Raw genomic sequence first — 17,364 nt, 5'->3', positions numbered from 1 at the left:
ATTAAACGAAATAACACATGCCATTTCAAATTCTAAAATCATTTCTCATTCAGTCCCTTCGCGTGACAGAGAACGAAGAAAAATCAGCATCTTATAACTTCGAGAATTCTTTCCTTGAAGTTTTAGATCGAAAAACGACTCATGATGAAGCCGTAATTTTACTATTGGCATTGGTTCCTAATATTCTACCTCATTTTTTTGATGAAATTATAAAAGAAGTTTATCCAGATGGCGGTGAACTCCCCGAATTGGGCGGAATCCGTCTGGACAATCACAGGGGAATGCTACCTACGGGTGAAACTGCACAATATGTTTTGGCAAAAGAAGATGTCGATCATCGATTGGAAATACAACAATTATTTGCGCCTTCACATTGGTTTTCCAAAGAAAATATTTTATTCCTGGAAGAGGTAAAAGAAGGCGAACCTTTGATGAGTGGCCGTATTATTTTGCCTCCCGAAATCGTTCATCTTTTGTTTTTTGGCGAAAAATTAAAACCAAAATTCGGCACCAGCTTTCCAGCACAGGAAATTACCACTCAAATGGAATGGCAAGATTTAGTGGTAAATGAAAATACACAGGATCATATCAAACAAATCAAACTTTGGTTGAAACACCATAATCAATTGCGAAACGATTGGGGAATGGCCAAACAAATTGCTCCCGGTTATCGAAGTTTGTTTTATGGTCCATCGGGGACCGGGAAGACGCTTACCGCCACTTTGCTGGGAAAAGAATTTGGTAAAGAAGTCTATCGCATCAGCTTATCTCAAGTAGTTTCTAAATACATAGGTGAAACCGAAAAAAACCTGGAAAAAATATTCGTTCAGGCCGAAAACAAAAATTGGATTCTCCTTTTTGATGAAGCCGATGCATTGTTTGGAAAACGAACACAAACCAAATCTTCAAACGATAAATACGCCAACCAAGAAGTGAGTTATTTATTGCAAAGAGTCGAAAATTTTAATGGATTGGTCATCTTAACTTCCAACTTTAAAAACAATATTGATGATGCTTTTTTAAGGAGATTCAATTCAATTATTCCTTTTAACAAACCAACGGCCGAAGAACGTTTGCAATTATGGAAAAATTGCATGCCGAAAAAAACAAAATTAAAAGACCACAATATACTCGAAATAGTGGCCAAAAATTATGAACTCAATGGTGCTCAAATAGTCTCGGCAATGGCTTTTGCCTGTTTACAGACACTTGATGAAAACACTACTGTTATCGATTCTCGACATATTTTGAAAGGAATCGAATTGGAATACAGCAAAGACGAAAAACTTTTTATTATGGCAACTTTGGTCTCCAAAGCAGGATAAAAACGGAGGGACTTTGTATAATAATTTTAGAAAATCTTAAAAACAAAATACCATGCAAAAAACATTCTACAAAAAGGAGTTACTCATCAAAGCAACACAACAAAGAAGTGGCACTACCAACAACAAAAAAGATATTGAAAAAATTCAATCTTGGCTCAATTTATTTGCTATGCAAAATCCAAGCTCAGGAACTGCCACAGGTATTGACGGTGATTTTGGACCGGCAACCGAAAAAGCAGTATTGAATTTTCAAAAATTCAATAGCTTATCCCAAACAGGAATTGTTGATCAAACTTTATTTAACTTGTTTACAACACCCTTAAAAAAAGCTTTTGAAGACCCCATTGCGGGTAATAACCTGAGAGAATTGGTGCTGAATGTTGCCAAAAATCATCTCAAAAATCATCCTTTTGAACTTGTTATCAATAATCAAAGTAATTCGGGACCTTGGGTACGAAGTTATATGGATGGAAATGAGGGAACCGATTGGTTTTGGTGTATGGGATTTGTACAATCAGTACTCGACCAAGCCGCATCCATTCAAGGAAAAAACTTCAAAATGTTAATGCCGCTAACTTATAGTTGTGATACTGTCGGCACCACTGGACTTCAAAAAAAATTGCTAACCCGTTACCAAGTAGCGAGAACAAATCCAAGTGTTATACAACCAGCGGATGTGTTTTTATTACAAAAAACACCAAACGATTGGTTTCATACCGGAATTGTAACTGCTATTCATGGTGATGTAATTGAAACTATTGAAGGAAATACAAATGCAGATGGTTCCCATAATGGCAACGCCGTCATGAACCGAATCCGAAACTTTAAACAATCCAAAATTGACTTTTTCTCTATTGAGCCTTTGGTCTGAAAAGGAAAATCTATTTATATAAAAAACCCGATTAAAGTTTTCATTTAATCAGGTTTTTAAAAATCTAATTTTACTTAAAGCTTCCAAAATAAACTTCTTTCATAAATATTCTATTGCCAAAAACGGGATTAACCTCCACTTTTTCTCTAAGCTCTTGATAAGAAGTTTCCCCATAATAATCTTCTATTTCGTTTAAGACTTTATGTGGAATTTTACCATTGTTTAATGCTAGTATCTCTCGGTAATCTTGAAAAATTTTTCTTTCGAAGGAAGATTTATTTCCCTTGAAATATTCAGTTTTTTCAAAAGAAACAATAGTGAAATTTTCTTTGTCGACATAGAGATTGTATTCGGTTTTAGGAACCGTTCGGTTACTGGAATTGAGTGTTTTTTCAAAGTAAGTAAGATGGTAACACAATCTTCCATCTGATATATCATCTGACACTAAATCAAACTTATTCCATAGATCAATTCGGAATGAAGTCAACAAATTCAATGGATCTAGATTGGTCACAATATCGGAATAATCAGAATTGTTTATTTTTTTCCATTTTTCGGTGCTGTTATCCATATCGTCATGAACCCATGATTCTGGACCATTTACGATTTCGAAATAATTATTGGGTGTTTTTTTCTTTAAAAGATAATTTTTCTCGGTTGCCCACTTTTCTTCCATTTGAGGCATATTGTTGTCCTCCAATTTAAGTTTCGACAGAATATGTGTTTTTTCTATTTTCTTAATGGCTTCACTACCTCCCAAGCTGTTTAGTATTTTGCCTAATAAATCTGAATTTTTTTGAAAAAATACAGAGTCTAATATATTCTTCCTCTCATTAATGCTTTTTTCAATAGCGTTAGTTCTGTTTATTTTCTCTTGTTCCCAATCGGCATCTTCCTGAATTATTCTTTCAAAAAAAGCAAGTCTCTCTTCTTCCTTTTCTTCCTTTATTTTGAAACCTAATTTTTTTAATTCAACAAACCGATTCGTATGCGTTCTTGTCATTTTATCAACAAAATAAGCTTTGTTGACACGTGCTATAATATCTGTTCCTTTAGAACTTTGCTTGTCATTTTTAATCACTAGATCAGCAAAATACAACGCTTTTTCTTTATTTTCTAAAAGCAAATACGTCAATGCCAAATCATAAGCGGTTATGAAACGAATATTTTCGTTTTCTGGTGCTTGTGGATACTTCGTCAAAAGACTCTCCAAGTACAGTAAATGAGGTATTAACGTCTTTGCATCCAAACCTTTTTCTAATGTCACTTTTCCCATTTGTTCCGTTATGGCATTTTCAAAGGCAAACATTTGCTGATATTCCGGATGTGCCTTGGAAGTCATAAACTCAAATTTGTCTTTTACCAGATCATTATAATATCCCAATTTATAATTGAGTAAACGCTGGATTCGATCCATCGTAGAATAAATAACCGTGTCTATTCCTAACTCTTCAATTGTAAGGTTCTCTTTTATGTCAGAGTTCTTCATTTTTTCCCGGTTGTAAGCCACTGCTTCTCTGGCACTTTCTTTATTGTAACCACCCTGAAAAACATTCTTCTCGGAACTGACAAATACATCTGAGTAAATCAATTTATCGGCACACTTCACCTCTATATTTACTTTTACATCATAACCAGAATACGGATGATAGATCCATACTTTGGTTTTGCTATTGTAAACACTATCCATTTGAGTAGTCGTGTATCTTGGAAAAGGTATAGTGATATAAATTTTTAACTTTCCATTTGAAGGGTCTTTTATATAGCCATCAATATTGAAATAGCTCTTTTTCAAAACTTGTTCCTCGCTTTTTAACTCAGGATCCATTTGATAAAATGTAGTTTGGGTAATCACATTATCCAAACAAGGATATTGAGAGTACAAAATTGTTGGCACGAAAAATTTGCCTTTTTTATAAGTGACTTTGTCTTGTGAATGGATTGTATTAAATCCAAAAATAAAAAGGAGAAGTATTATTTTTTTCATATATGTAAAATATATTTTTCAGCTGTCATATATGTTAACGCCTTTTATGTAATGGTGTTTGCTTGCACAAACTTGCTGCTAATGGCGATTTCATATTCAAAAAAAAAGCCATCAAAATAAATTTTGATGGCTTTTGAGTTTTTATGTTTTACTTTTTATTAAAAATTTCTATCGAATCATCTAACACGTAAAATATGTTTTGTGTAGCTGGATCAATTTCATAAACTGGATGATTGTTTTTAAATGTTACTTTATCAACCTCAACTCCGTCTGCTTTTCTAACTTTTACAAGCATTTTTTCACCAGTTTCTGTTTTTGCAAAAATATACGAAAAATCTCTGTTTTGTTTCATTGCATTAAAACGAGAACCGAATCTTGCCGCAACCATCGCCAATGCATCTGCTCCCGCAGCAGCAGCCATAGACTGATTTAATTGTGCTTTATTTTTTGATTTTACAACAGAAGTTGTCTCGTTTCCGTCTGCATCACGAGTAGTCATAGTCCATTCAGAACCTTGAATTCCTTTTGCTACAGAAGTAGCGCCCAATGCAAAACTACCAACCATTGCAGCACCTTTTAAAAACTGTCTTCCTGTTTCACCTGGTTGATTGTAAGTATTGTGATATTTTACAGTACCATCAAGTGCAACTCCCATTACTTCAACAGGTCCAGAAAGAGCAACTCCCCAAGGGAACATTTCGATGCTGTTTAACTCTTTCTCTCTTTTGATGTTTACTTCTGCAAATGGTTCCGGTTTGTCGTCAATTGAAGGATTAAATTTGTATAATTTTTCATCATTGTATACTAAGTAAGAATTTGTTGCCTCATCGAAAGTTGGCAATACAGGACGATCTTTATTAAACTTTATATTACGTTTCCATAATTTTTTACCCGATTTATAATCTACCATATTACCATAAGTTCCTGTAAGATACATTACCTTTTCTCCAACTTTCCCTAAGTAAAAAATAGGATCTTCTTTGTCATCTGCAATCTCAATAAAATTTTTCCAAAGTTTTTCTCCGTCCTTATTGATCAGCATCATTTCGTTTTCGGCTACATACAAAAAGTCTTTATCGATAGGAATTACTTTTTTCAATCCATCTCCACGAGCATCTTTCTTCCAGATTTTTTCTCCAGTTTTTAGGTCGAAAAAATTAAAGCCACTGTAATGGGCAATCAACAATTTGGTTCCCCAATCTTCAAGATAAACTACATATTTTGTTTTTATTGACTCTTTCCAGATGCTTTTTCCTGTATCAGTGCTTAAAACATTTATGTATTCTTTTGATGAAAAAGTTCCCGCTGAATTAATTACAACAATATTATTATCGTTTTGAGTTGGGAAAAATTTTGTATACTCTTCCTCAGCTTTCCAATTTAATTTTCCAGTTTCTCTATTGAAAGAATATAGTTTTCCATAAAGTAGGTAATAAATTGTAGCACCATTTACCTGAGCTTTATTGATAAGAGATTTTAGAGATAAACTAAAAAAAGATTTTGATTTATCTACAGGGGTTTTCCATTTGATGTTTCCACTTTCCAAATCAATTAAGGCAATATGCATCTCCCCTTTTTCTCTTAAGGTAAGTAAATATTCGTTGGTTTCAGCAAGGAAATCCGATTGTACAACCCAAAAAGATTCTTTGGAAGAATTGTAAACTATTTTCCCTGTATCAGTTTTAATTATTATGAATTTAGAATTGACATAAGCTTCCACATAAGGACTATTAGGGACGCTTTTCAATTCTTTTTTTTCTGCAAACATTTTGTCCAAATCGCCATCTCCTAAGAGTTCCATTGTTGTTGCATTACCATAATCTTCTTTGGTTAAAGTCCATACAATTTTTTTGGTCTCAGCATCTATTCCGCTGATTTTACCATTTCCAATAAAGACAATTATTCCGGTAATCTCGTTTTGCACTAAATCTTTGATAGTGCCGTCTGTTTTAATTACTTCATCGTAATTTCTTTGTGCGAATGCTGATATACTTACTAATAAAAGTAACAGCATTGAAAACTTAATTTTTTTCATTTTGTGGGGGTTAGTGATTCTTGATTTGGTTAAAAAAAACGCACCTCTTTTATGCAAAAAATTAGTACGTTTTTGGTTGCGGCAAATATAAAAATTTATATTTATTTTAAGAAAAAACTTCTTTCAAAACATCCAAAGATTTAGGTCTTTTGAATCCGTCGAGATGAAAACTGTAATAATCAATTAAAATCTTTAAAAGCAATTGTCTTTCAATGACATGAAACGTTTTTTGATCGTTATCAAATTTCAATTGAATTAATTTTTTGAACAACTCAGTTTCGTGTTCTGTGAGCGAACTAATGGCATTAAAAGGAGTAAAAACACCTTCGATCATTTCGAAGAAAGGCATGTCCATATCCGAAGTATCGGGGTAAAACCCAAGGTATTTTGTGGTTTCCAACATTAGAATCAAATGAAAATTGGAAATTTCATCGTGTTGGTCCAACCAATGCAAAGCCGTTTCGAGAAAAGTAAACAACGATTCGTTTTTTTCTTCCTCATGTATCGAATGGTGCAAAATTTCGGAAAGAAACAAAACGATGGTGCTTTTAAAAATATCCGAATGTATCGAATGAAAAGGAGATGAAATTTTTACTTCTTTGAAATTTTCTAAAGTGCCTTTGTTTTTGTGAACGGCTTCAATTTCTATAATTGTCAAAGGTTGAAAATAGGCCATTTTTTGACTCGCTTTTCGAGACGAAAAAGCATCCCGAACAAAATAGGATTTCAGTCCGCTCGATAAGGTAAAGCATTTTACAATCAAGCTTTTCTCTTGAAATTTTAATGTTGAAATTACGATGGCTTTAGTTTTGACCAGCAAAATTGGATTGTTTGATTATTGGATTGTTTGACCTCTTCGAATTTACGCTTTTTTGGACTTTTGAACTTTCGACTATCTAATTATCATTACTTTTTTGACTTTGGTTTCGCCTCCATCTTGAGCGGATACAAAAATCATATAGACACCCGATGCCACTCTGTATTTCCCGAAAGCGGTGGTATCCCATTCTAGAGTTCCTCCCTCAGTTGTGGCTTCGAAAACCAGATTGCCAGCAACATCTGTAATTTTTACATTGGCTTTGTTGAGCAATCCATTTATTTTTACCGTTCCCTGATATTCTGGGCGAACGGGATTGGGATATACGTATACATTACTCAAGTTTTCACTGGCAGAAGTTGCAATTCCTTTGAAAGAAATCAACCCTTTGGATGTCGCAATAAAAACCTCCCCAGTACTACTGTTGATACTAATATCGTTTACCACATTACTCGGCAATGGAGAATTATCTGTTGTAAAATGATACTTGGTTTCTTGTCCGTTTGGAGACACCATAAATAGACCGGCATCGGCAGTAGCTATCCATTTATTGTTGGCTCCGTCTACTTCTATATCGCTTATAAATTGCTCATACAGTAATTCCTGCGCCAGATTATCCTCCAAAATAATGATACTTTCTGTGGTCAACTGACTCTCGGTTTGAAAATTGTTCACATTAGACAAAACCCTCAATCCTTTAGTTGTTCCTATCCAAAGTTGATTCTTAGTATCTACTGCAACTGTTCTAACGTCTTGAATGGGTAAATTTCCTTGATCTGCCCCGAAAGTAATTTTTTTGAAGGTATTACTGCTTTCGTTAAAACCTATTACCCCATTTTTACTGGTTGCCATCCATTTGGTACCATACTTATCGATAACCATTGTCGCAAAATCATTTTCTGTTGGTGCCGAAAGAATTTTATCCATGGCATAACTTTTCCATTGCCCGCTTGGACTTAGCATTTTCAAACCATTTACAACCCTACAATTGGTTACCCATAAATTTCCAGATTTATCAAATGCCGAACCATTGATTCTTATGTCAATATAATTGGGATCTGGCGGGCTAACGGTTAGTGATTCTAAAGCACTATTGGTTTGATTGTACAAAATTGTTGGAATATCCTTTTCTATTTTCAACAAGCCTGAGAAAAAAGAACTGGCATAAACTTCATTTTCATTGGTTGGATTTACAGTGATTCGGGACATCGATTTGGCTCCAAAAACAGTATTAAAAGGAATGTTCAACCATCCCGATGCTGTGAATTTACTTATGCCAAAATCATCCAATGGATATGGATTGTAAAAAGTATCATAGTCCCCATAAACAGTCCAAAGCTGTGTTGGAGTAACTTGCATAGAGAAAATACTGTTTCGGGAAGGTCCAATCGGTGTTATGTTTTCATACGTTGAACCGGGAGAAAGTGAGGTAGTAATTAATCCATTTTCGGCAGTACCAATATAAATTGCATCACTTATAATAGTCGCACAGCTAAATGTTGAATTTATCTCTGGGATTTCATTTCTGTTTATTTGACGTAGCAACACCAGCTGTTTATTGTAAATAAAAATGGTATTGGCTGTCGTTATAATGAAATAATCTGTGGTGGAACGAAAATTTGTGGTTGCTTCCGATAATGGCAAAAACCCATTAAAAGTATTGGAACCCAAATCGTATTTGTGAACGTAGCCTACTGTATTTACTGCATATAATTCGGTGCCAAAAGATGTGATTCCTGACCAATCGCCCGCGTTTATCACTTGCCATTGTTTGAAATCGATTAAATTGGGATTGGTTGTATCTCCTTTTCTAATTCCGCTTGAAGTGGATGCATAAATAAATCCGTTGAAAATGGCAGTTTGAGAAACTTTGATTTCGGCGCCATTGTCGCCTATGAAATAGGTATCACCAAACTTGGAAGTGGCCAGATTGAATTGAACAATCCCAAAATCGGTGGAGACATATACTATTCCGCCAAATTCCATGAAATTATTGATTCGTTTTATGCTACTTGGCAAATTTTTATTGATGATATCGACCACTTTGAGCATCGAACCATCAGCTTCGTTGATAACGATTAAAAGACCGTTTTGATAGCCGACAATAGTTTTATTGAACGTTGGACTGTAATAAAGCGCCGTAATGGTTTCGCCCGAAAGTCCATCTACTGTTGTGGTGGTTTTTACAATGTTTGTATTGTTGTTTCTGGAAAACAACGCATTTTCAGAAGCGGCATAAATAGTCGTTGGCGATTCAGAAACGGCTTTGATTTGTGTGTACGAGAAATATCCTTGCCAAGACAAATTGGTTTGGGCAAAAGTGATTTGTAGCACAAATAAAAAAAATAGATATAAAAGCCTTTTTTGCATTGAATCAATATTGGTTCACAAATATAGCACAAAGGAAAAGAGATTTTAGATTGCAGACTTTAGATTGCAGATTTTTGTAGCACTTTCTCGTATGCTTTTCTTTGTCCACCTCTAAAATACACATGACCACAGAAACTGTAGCCCAATTTTTCAAAAACTTTCATCATTGCACTATTATCAAAATTGGTATCTGCTTTTACGCTGTATATGTTGTTCTGGATTGCAAAATCTTCTATACAGCCAATCATTTTTTGGGCACAACCTTTTCCCAAATATTTTTCGGAAACAGCTACTCGGTGGAAAACGACAAAGTCTTCATTAGTTAACCACTTGCCTTCAATTTTTGCATATTCAGGTTCGTCATTGATCAATATCGCACAATATCCAACGATTGTTTCTCCATCTGTCAAAACAAACCCTGCCCCTTTTTCAATGTCTTTTTGCACCACTTCGGGGTTGGGATAACCATCTTGCCATTGTTCACTTCCTTCTTCTTTTCTCCTTACTATAGCCAATTGTAAAATATCCCATATTTGAGGAATTTCAGAAATTGTAGCTTTTCTAAAGTGATAATCTATCATTGTGATTTAGCTTTTATTTAATTGTATTAATGTTTTCTTGTTATAAAAAGTTTTAGAAGTTTGAAGCAAAGTATTTTCGGTTTCACAAAACGGTAATTCCAATAATCTTGCAAATGATTTGTGGCGTCAGTTAGTAATAATTTTAAAAAATTTGATTACATTAAGCTTGACTAACTTCTAAAAATATAAATAGTTTTAGATAAAATTAAGTACAACTGAAAGACTGTTATTATTATTGTCAAAATTTTAAGATAAGTGAAAGGGGGAAGATAATTATCAACTTTTAAACTTTGGGCAATATTAACTTTTTTGTTAATGACTTTTTTCATTAAGTATAACAATAATATTCCCCAACTAAAATTTAATAAAATAAAAAAGCCAAAACCATCTGGCAAACCACCTATCTTCAAATAATTGTAAAATTTAGTAAGCACTACACTTAGAAAGAAAAAAAGTATTACATATAAAAGCAATTTTTTTGTTTCATTCAGTGCTTTTAAAATAGAAAAAATAAAATAATTTAGAACTAAAACTAATGGAACAAGACAAATATACATTACAAATTATTTAATTATTAAGTATTAAATTTTACATCTTCAATACAAATTGAATTGCTGACATTAATTTTCTCAACTATGCCAAGTCGCAAATATTTTTTACTACGTGGGTTGTAAAATGGCAACTAACTTACATATACACGCTGCAAAGTATACTAACCATCTCAAAACTGGATGAACATAAACTGCTCTATAACCTTCTTGTATTGTTCCCAAATATATTGAATAATGCTTACAATTTACTAAGAGTTTTTTTTAATGTGTGATTTTGTTTTTGATCTTGAAAGAACATAAATTTCTCGTTTTCCTTAAAGTTGTTATGTCTGCGAAAGGGATAGCAGCAAGCTACCGAAGTAGCGCGTATAGCCCGACCGCATTATGGAAAGTGGGCGAATAAACGGCATCTAAAGTAGCCCACTTACTATAATGGGGTTTCGCCCAAGATGATTTTAGATTGCAGAATACAGAATTTAGATTGCAGACCATCAAACTGTGTTTAGATTACAGATTAAATGTACTTTTTTGTTATCCTCCAATTAATTTTAAGCACAAAAAAATGCCTTTAATCTTTACAGAAAAAAGGCATTTTTAATATTATTCTGAGTTCTAAAATCTGAACTCTGTGATCTGCAATCTAAATTCTTATACTACTCCTTGAGCAAGCATAGCATCGGCAACTTTTACAAATCCTGCGATGTTAGCTCCTCTTACGTAGTCAACATAACCTGTTGCATCAGTACCGTATTTCACACATGAAGCGTGAATATCTTTCATGATCATTTTTAATCTTTCATCCACTTCTTCTGAAGTCCAGCTTAAACGCAATGAGTTTTGAGACATTTCAAGTCCTGAAGTCGCTACTCCACCAGCATTTGAAGCTTTTCCTGGAGCGAATAAAATTTTAGCTTTTTGGAAAACGTGAACCGCTTCTGGCGTAGAAGGCATGTTTGCTCCTTCGGCAACACAGATACATCCGTTGGCAACAAGTTGTTTTGCTTCTTCTTCATTCAATTCGTTTTGAGTTGCACAAGGCAAGGCTACATCACATTTTACTTCCCAAGGTCGTTTCCCAGCTACATATTTTGCATTTGGATATTTTGCAACATAATCGCTGATTCTTCCTCTTAACTCATTTTTGATTTCCATTACATGAGCTAATTTATCTGTATCAATTCCATCTGCATCATAAATATATCCAGCAGAATCAGACATAGTCACTACTTTACCTCCTAATTGGATTACTTTTTCTGCAGCATATTGAGCTACGTTTCCAGATCCAGAGATAACTACAGTTTTTCCTGTAAAGCTTTCTCCTCTGGTAGCCAACATACTTTGTGCAAAATATACATCTCCATATCCAGTAGCTTCAGGACGGATTAATGAACCTCCGAAAGAAATTCCTTTACCAGTTAAAACTCCGGTAAATTCATTAACTAATCTTTTGTATTGACCAAACATATATCCAACTTCTCTTCCACCAACACCAATATCTCCAGCTGGTACGTCAGTATCGGCACCAATATGTTTAGATAATTCAGTCATGAAAGCTTGACAAAAACGCATTACCTCGTTGTCTGATTTTCCTTTTGGATCAAAATCAGCTCCACCTTTCCCACCACCCATTGGCAATGTAGTCAAACTGTTTTTGAAAGTTTGCTCGAAAGCCAAGAATTTCAAAATACTTAAATTTACAGAAGGATGGAAACGAATTCCTCCTTTATATGGTCCGATAGCCGAATTCATTTGAATACGGTATCCTCTATTTACCTGTGTATCACCTTTGTCATCTACCCAAACTACTCGGAACATAATGATACGATCTGACTCGACCATTCTTTCCAAAATCATTTTATTTTGGTATTTTTTATTTTGTTCGATGAAAGGAATTACTGTTTCAGCAACTTCAGTAACAGCTTGCATAAATTCCGGCTCGTTCGGATTTTTTTTGGCAACCAATTCGATAAAATCTGTAATACTTTGTGACATGATCATAAAATTATAAACGTTTCAAAAACGTTTCCGTTAGTTTTGCAAATATACATCTTATTCAAATATTTTAACTTTTTTTACGCATGATTACCATAAAATTATCTTTTTATTAATCATTTATAAAAAATTCAAAACATGGCATACTGTTTTTACGAAATCGATGTAGTTTTCGTAAAGAATAGAATAATATCCACTTATTTTTTATTTTAATATTATTATTATCAGTACTCCTAGTTTTTATATCTTTGTTGCGTATTCGAAAATACAATCTATCTATGATCAAACTTAAAATATTTGTATTATTCCTATTAATTGGTCTACCTCATAATTCCTTTTCTCAATTTGGAATTACACATGAAATTGGTGTAATTGCAGGTCGAGTTGAGTTTCGATCTGACTATGGACAACGAGATAACACCAGAAACAATTTAGAAAATCAGGGGTTTGGAGTTGCCGTTGTTGATTACATGAACTTTTCGTATACTGACAACTTGAATGACTATTTTAAAGAGCATTTCAAAGTAAGATCTGAACTTTCGTATAGTCAAGCCAATTTAAAACACTATGGTGAATGGGTTGAACGAGGTACTCCGGGATCCAATCGTCTCAAAGCAATGAGAGGCTCAACTGAATTGTTAAATTTAGGAATGCAACTTGAGTATAATTTAATACACATCCATGATTTTGAAAACACAATAGGCAGTTTTAATCCCTACATCGGTTTGGGACCACAAATCAGTTACTATACCGCAACTGCTACTTCTACTTTGGGGGAAATGGGCGATCCTAGTGTTACTCCTGCAAAATATTTAATCCCATCAGATGGTCATCCTCATGGATATTCCAATGAAAGTAAAGCGGTATTTTCTGCAACTCTTAATCTTGGAACTCGTTACAAGTTGACATCAATGTCTGATCTTATTCTTGACATGAGAGCTCAATATTTTGCTTCTGATTGGGTTGATGGCCTTAATCCAAATAAAGATTTATTCAAGGAAAACAAACAAAATGATTGGCTCACTTTTGTCGGCTTAGGTTATATCCTTTATTTAGACAATTAAAAAATATTTATTCAAAAAAAATCCCAACTCTTTAAAGTTGGGATTTTTTGTTTTATGCCAATGCCTGCTTCAAATCTGCAATCAAGTCATCAGCGTCTTCTATGCCAACGCTTAAACGAACCAAATCATCTGTAATTCCAACTTCTTTTCGTTTATCCTCTGGAATGGATGCATGTGTCATCAATGCCGGGTGATTCGCCAACGATTCTACACCACCTAGAGATTCTGCCAGTGTAAACACTTTTAGTTTTTCCAAAAACTGTACCGCTTCTTCTTTCTTACCTGATAAAAACGTAAAAGAGACCATTCCTCCAAATCCGCTCATTTGCTTTTTGGCAATTTCGTGATACGGATGACTCGGTAATCCAGGATAATAAACAGTTTTTATTTTGGGGTGATTGCTTAAGAATTCAACTACTTTAGTTCCATTTTCACAATGTCTTTGTACTCTCAAATGTAGTGTTTTTATTCCTCTTAGTACCAAAAAACTATCCATTGGCCCCAAGGTTGCTCCTGTAGCAAACTGTTGAAAATGCAATTGATTACCCAACGCTTCGTCTTTTACAATCAAAGCACCCGCAATTACATCTGAGTGCCCTCCCAAATATTTGGTAGCCGAGTGCATAACGATATCCGCTCCTAAGTCCAACGGTTTTTGCAAATAAGGTGTTGCAAAAGTATTATCCACAGCAAAAAGGATATTATTCGCTTTAGTTATTTTGGCAATTTCTTGAATGTCTGCCAATTTCATCAAAGGATTGGTTGGCGTTTCTACCCAAACTAATTTGGTGTTTTCATTAATTAGTGACTGGAATTTATCCAAATTATTCATATCCACAAAATGAAACACAATTCCGCTATCTTTATAAATACGCGTAAACATTCTGTAGGTTCCACCATATAAATCATCCATAGCGATAATTTCATCACCCGCTTTAAACGATCTTAAAAGACAATCCGTAGCTGCCAGTCCTGATGAAAAAGCCAATCCACGAGTTCCATTTTCAATACTGGCCAATGCCATTTCCAAAGCAGTTCGTGTTGGATTTGCAGCTCTACTGTATTCGTAATCTGGATTTAACGGCTTTCCAGGGCTTGTCTGCACAAAGGTTGACGTTTGATAAACGGGAGGCATTACTGCTCCTGTACTAGGGTCATGATGTTGTCCACCATGAATCACTTTGGTATTGAATTTCATTGTTTATTTTTTTGATTTTTCTATCAGTAACTCTCTGACTTTTTATTTCCCCAAAAGTTATATAAACTTTCTTATGTTCATCATAATTCCAATATGCAATCCTTCATGGAAATTATTGAATTGTATAGCTCCTTTTGCGCTTTGCAAAACAAATCCCGTCGAAGTTGGATACTCCTGATAGTTTACAAAAACGCCATTGTTATAATCTTTTTCTGCCTGCTCAATTGCCTTAAACAATAAAGACTTTATTTCATCTACCTCTTCTTGGGTAACATCACTCTCAGGTTTGGTCCCTTTTCGATACTTTTCAATCATTTCATCAGACACCAATATTGGTAAACCCGATAATTTATATACCAATAATTGTTGTGTCACTACGATATGACCAATATTCCATATTAAATTATTACTGAATCCTTCCGGAATTTTATTCAATTGTTCGAGTGTATGATTCTCTAAAAATTGAGCCACCCATTTTCTGCTAGTTCTGCTTATTTCAAATGTATCTTGCATGATTGTAATTTTTGCATAAAATTAAACATTTTAAGTATCAAATGATTTTCTTTGCAATTAGAAAATAGAAAATAATGAACAAAATATACTATCTCGCATCTTGTGACACTTGTCGAAAAATAATAAAATCACTTCCAAAAGACCATGATTTGGTTTTTCATGACATCAAGCAAAACCCAATTACTGTTGAAGAACTAGAGGAAATGTATCGCCTTTCGGGAAGTTACGAAGCGCTGTTCAGCAAAAAGGCACAATTATATAAATCGATGGATTTAAAAAACAAATCCCTCACCGAAGATGATTACAAAAAATACATCTTGGAGCATTATACTTTCCTTAGTCGTCCTGTTTTTATCATAAATGATAAAATATACATTGGCAATACGCAACAAAATATTCTTCAAGTAATGAAAGCGTTGGGTTAATGTCAAAAAGAAATCTCGCCTTAATTGGCGCTACCATCGTTTCCATAATTTACGGTGTCACTTTTACCATTGCCAAAGATGTGATGCCAAAATACATCGATGCTTATGGGTTCATCCTTTTGCGTGCCGGTGGTTCTATGCTCCTGTTTTGGTTGGTTTGGCTTTTTATGCCCAAAGAAAAAATTGCACTCAATGATTTCCTTCGAATTATAGCTGCTGCTTTTTTTGGGGTAGCATTCAATATGCTGACTTTTTTCAAAGGTTTGAGTCTGACTTCTCCTATTTCGGCAGCGGTGATAATGGTTTCGACCCCTATGATTGTATTAGTTCTTTCTGCCATAATCATGAAAGAACGGATGAAAAAAAGAATGGTATTCGGAATTATTCTAGGTTTGATCGGAACGGCTTCCTTAATTCTTTACGGAAAATCAATAGGCGACAGCTCTCAATCCGGACTGGGTAATTTTCTGGTTTTGGTTAACGCCATTTCGTATGGATTTTACCTGATTATCGTCAAGAAATTAATGAATAAATACAATGCTTTTACGTTTGTAAAATGGATTTATTTGTTTGGTTTTATAATGGTTTTGCCTTTTGGTTGGAGCGAATTTACTGCTGTTGATTGGATAATTGTTCCAACAGATATTTACTGGAAAATAGGTTTTGTGGTGGTAATTTCGACCTTTTTGACTTATTTGTTAAACTTGCTTTCGATGAAAGAATTAAAACCAACTACGGTAGCCGTTTTTATTTATCTGCAACCTTTATTTGCTTCTGTTTTTGCGATTAGTTTAGGAAAAGACGCATTGAGTCTGATTAAAATTGGGTCGGCCCTATTAATCTTTTCAGGAGTATATTTGGTTACCATGAAGAAGCCTTAATTCCGGTTTCTTGATATTATTTGAACATTCAAAACGGCCATTTATTTTTATTACATTTACATAAAAACAGGTAATATGGATAAACTCAAAGATTTTCTCTACCTCAACAAATATGAGATTTTGCTATTCGGATTGATTCAACACTTATTTATTGGTGTTTTATTTTCCGATTTATCAGGAGCTCTCAAAATAGTTTGGGTAATGAATATCATTATACTTGGTTTTACCACAGTTGGAATTTTTATCCAAAAAGGAAAAAGGAAGAATCAGATTCGGAATATACTTTTATTCTTGGTCGTTTTGATAACGTTAGGAATCCCATTTAACAATGAAAATTTGTTTTTTTTGATTGCCGTTAATGTGATCTATATACTGTTTTTTATTTTCATCTTTTGGGAGGTTTTGAAATTTTTAATTAGCCCCAGCTATATCAACAAAGATGTGATTTCTGCCGCCGCTTGTGGTTATTTTCTACTGATTGAAATTAGTGTTTTTATCATGCAAACCCATTTTTATCAAAATCCAAATGCCTTTAAAGGGATAGATACTTCCACGCCCTATGCCTCCTTCACGGACTTGGTTTATTTTTGTTGCATTACTTTTTCGAGTATCGGTTTTGGAGATATCACACCCAATAGTCAACAAACCAAATTATTCACCTCACTATTAGGTATGATAGGACAATTTTATTCTGTAGTCCTCGTTGGAATTTTGATTAGTAAATTTTCCTCCTATAAAAAATAAAAAAAATCGA

General features: G+C 34.1%; 14 protein-coding genes. 6 read left to right on the top strand and 8 right to left on the bottom strand.

The window, feature by feature from the left end; all coding sequences use genetic code 11:
- Window positions 1–17: 17 nt before the first annotated feature.
- Both C8C85_RS08750 and C8C85_RS08745 read left to right on the top strand, forming a co-directional pair.
- Window positions 18–1,325: an ATP-binding protein gene (locus tag C8C85_RS08750; protein WP_116796729.1), complete on the top strand. Its 1,308-nt coding sequence runs from the start codon at window positions 18–20 to the stop codon at window positions 1,323–1,325.
- Between the two features lie 52 nt (window positions 1,326–1,377).
- The gene (locus tag C8C85_RS08745; RefSeq protein ID WP_116796728.1) at window positions 1,378–2,196 is read left to right on the top strand and encodes a peptidoglycan-binding protein; all 819 of its coding nucleotides are present in this window, start codon (window positions 1,378–1,380) and stop codon (window positions 2,194–2,196) included.
- A 70-nt stretch (window positions 2,197–2,266) separates the two neighbouring features.
- Here C8C85_RS08745 and C8C85_RS08740 read toward each other — a convergent pair whose 3' ends face one another.
- The 6 genes from C8C85_RS08740 to gdhA form a co-directional block, all read right to left on the bottom strand.
- Window positions 2,267–4,183: a hypothetical protein gene (locus tag C8C85_RS08740; RefSeq protein ID WP_116796727.1), complete on the bottom strand. Its 1,917-nt coding sequence runs from the start codon at window positions 4,181–4,183 to the stop codon at window positions 2,267–2,269.
- Window positions 4,184–4,331: 148 nt separating this feature from the next.
- Window positions 4,332–6,218, bottom strand: a complete 1,887-nt coding sequence (locus C8C85_RS08735; RefSeq protein ID WP_116796726.1) for a PQQ-binding-like beta-propeller repeat protein — start codon at window positions 6,216–6,218, stop codon at window positions 4,332–4,334.
- 106 nt (window positions 6,219–6,324) lie between these two features.
- Window positions 6,325–7,038, bottom strand: a complete 714-nt coding sequence (gene recO / locus C8C85_RS08730; protein ID WP_116796725.1) for a DNA repair protein RecO — start codon at window positions 7,036–7,038, stop codon at window positions 6,325–6,327.
- Between the two features lie 72 nt (window positions 7,039–7,110).
- Window positions 7,111–9,369 (bottom strand): T9SS type A sorting domain-containing protein, encoded by a 2,259-nt coding sequence (locus C8C85_RS08725; protein WP_317046336.1) that lies wholly within the window; start codon window positions 9,367–9,369, stop codon window positions 7,111–7,113.
- Between the two features lie 95 nt (window positions 9,370–9,464).
- Window positions 9,465–9,986, bottom strand: a complete 522-nt coding sequence (locus tag C8C85_RS08720) for a GNAT family N-acetyltransferase (protein WP_116796723.1) — start codon at window positions 9,984–9,986, stop codon at window positions 9,465–9,467.
- A 1,199-nt stretch (window positions 9,987–11,185) separates the two neighbouring features.
- Entirely contained in the window at window positions 11,186–12,529 is a 1,344-nt protein-coding gene (gene gdhA / locus C8C85_RS08710; protein WP_116796721.1) for an NADP-specific glutamate dehydrogenase, read from the bottom strand.
- A gap of 278 nt (window positions 12,530–12,807) precedes the next feature.
- Here gdhA and C8C85_RS08705 point away from each other — a divergent pair, with 278 nt between their 5' ends.
- Window positions 12,808–13,593: a THC0290_0291 family protein gene (locus tag C8C85_RS08705; RefSeq protein WP_116796720.1), complete on the top strand. Its 786-nt coding sequence runs from the start codon at window positions 12,808–12,810 to the stop codon at window positions 13,591–13,593.
- A 52-nt stretch (window positions 13,594–13,645) separates the two neighbouring features.
- On the opposite strand, the gene C8C85_RS08700 is transcribed toward C8C85_RS08705, so the two are convergent.
- Together C8C85_RS08700 and C8C85_RS08695 are read right to left on the bottom strand one after the other, a co-directional pair.
- The gene (locus tag C8C85_RS08700) at window positions 13,646–14,791 is read right to left on the bottom strand and encodes a cystathionine gamma-synthase (protein WP_116796719.1); all 1,146 of its coding nucleotides are present in this window, start codon (window positions 14,789–14,791) and stop codon (window positions 13,646–13,648) included.
- A 57-nt stretch (window positions 14,792–14,848) separates the two neighbouring features.
- Window positions 14,849–15,304, bottom strand: coding sequence for a DinB family protein (locus C8C85_RS08695; RefSeq protein ID WP_116796718.1), 456 nt, complete (start codon window positions 15,302–15,304; stop codon window positions 14,849–14,851).
- Window positions 15,305–15,378: 74 nt separating this feature from the next.
- Here C8C85_RS08695 and C8C85_RS08690 point away from each other — a divergent pair, with 74 nt between their 5' ends.
- The 3 genes from C8C85_RS08690 (at window position 15,379) to C8C85_RS08680 (ending at window position 17,354) form a co-directional block, all read left to right on the top strand.
- Complete coding sequence (locus tag C8C85_RS08690; protein WP_116796717.1) at window positions 15,379–15,729, top strand: arsenate reductase family protein; 351 nt, start codon at window positions 15,379–15,381, stop codon at window positions 15,727–15,729.
- Window positions 15,729–16,610, top strand: a complete 882-nt coding sequence (locus C8C85_RS08685) for a DMT family transporter (protein ID WP_116796716.1) — start codon at window positions 15,729–15,731, stop codon at window positions 16,608–16,610. Before C8C85_RS08690 ends, C8C85_RS08685 begins: the two co-directional genes overlap by 1 nt.
- Before the next feature lie 75 nt (window positions 16,611–16,685).
- Window positions 16,686–17,354, top strand: a complete 669-nt coding sequence (locus C8C85_RS08680; RefSeq protein ID WP_116796715.1) for a potassium channel family protein — start codon at window positions 16,686–16,688, stop codon at window positions 17,352–17,354.
- The last annotated feature ends 10 nt before the right edge of the window (window positions 17,355–17,364 follow it).

The sequence above is a fragment of the Flavobacterium sp. 103 genome (assembly GCF_003096795.1).
GTDB lineage: Bacteria > Bacteroidota > Bacteroidia > Flavobacteriales > Flavobacteriaceae > Flavobacterium.
The sequence above is the reverse complement of the archived record's forward strand: the minus strand, read 5'-3'. Positions and strand labels throughout refer to the sequence as shown.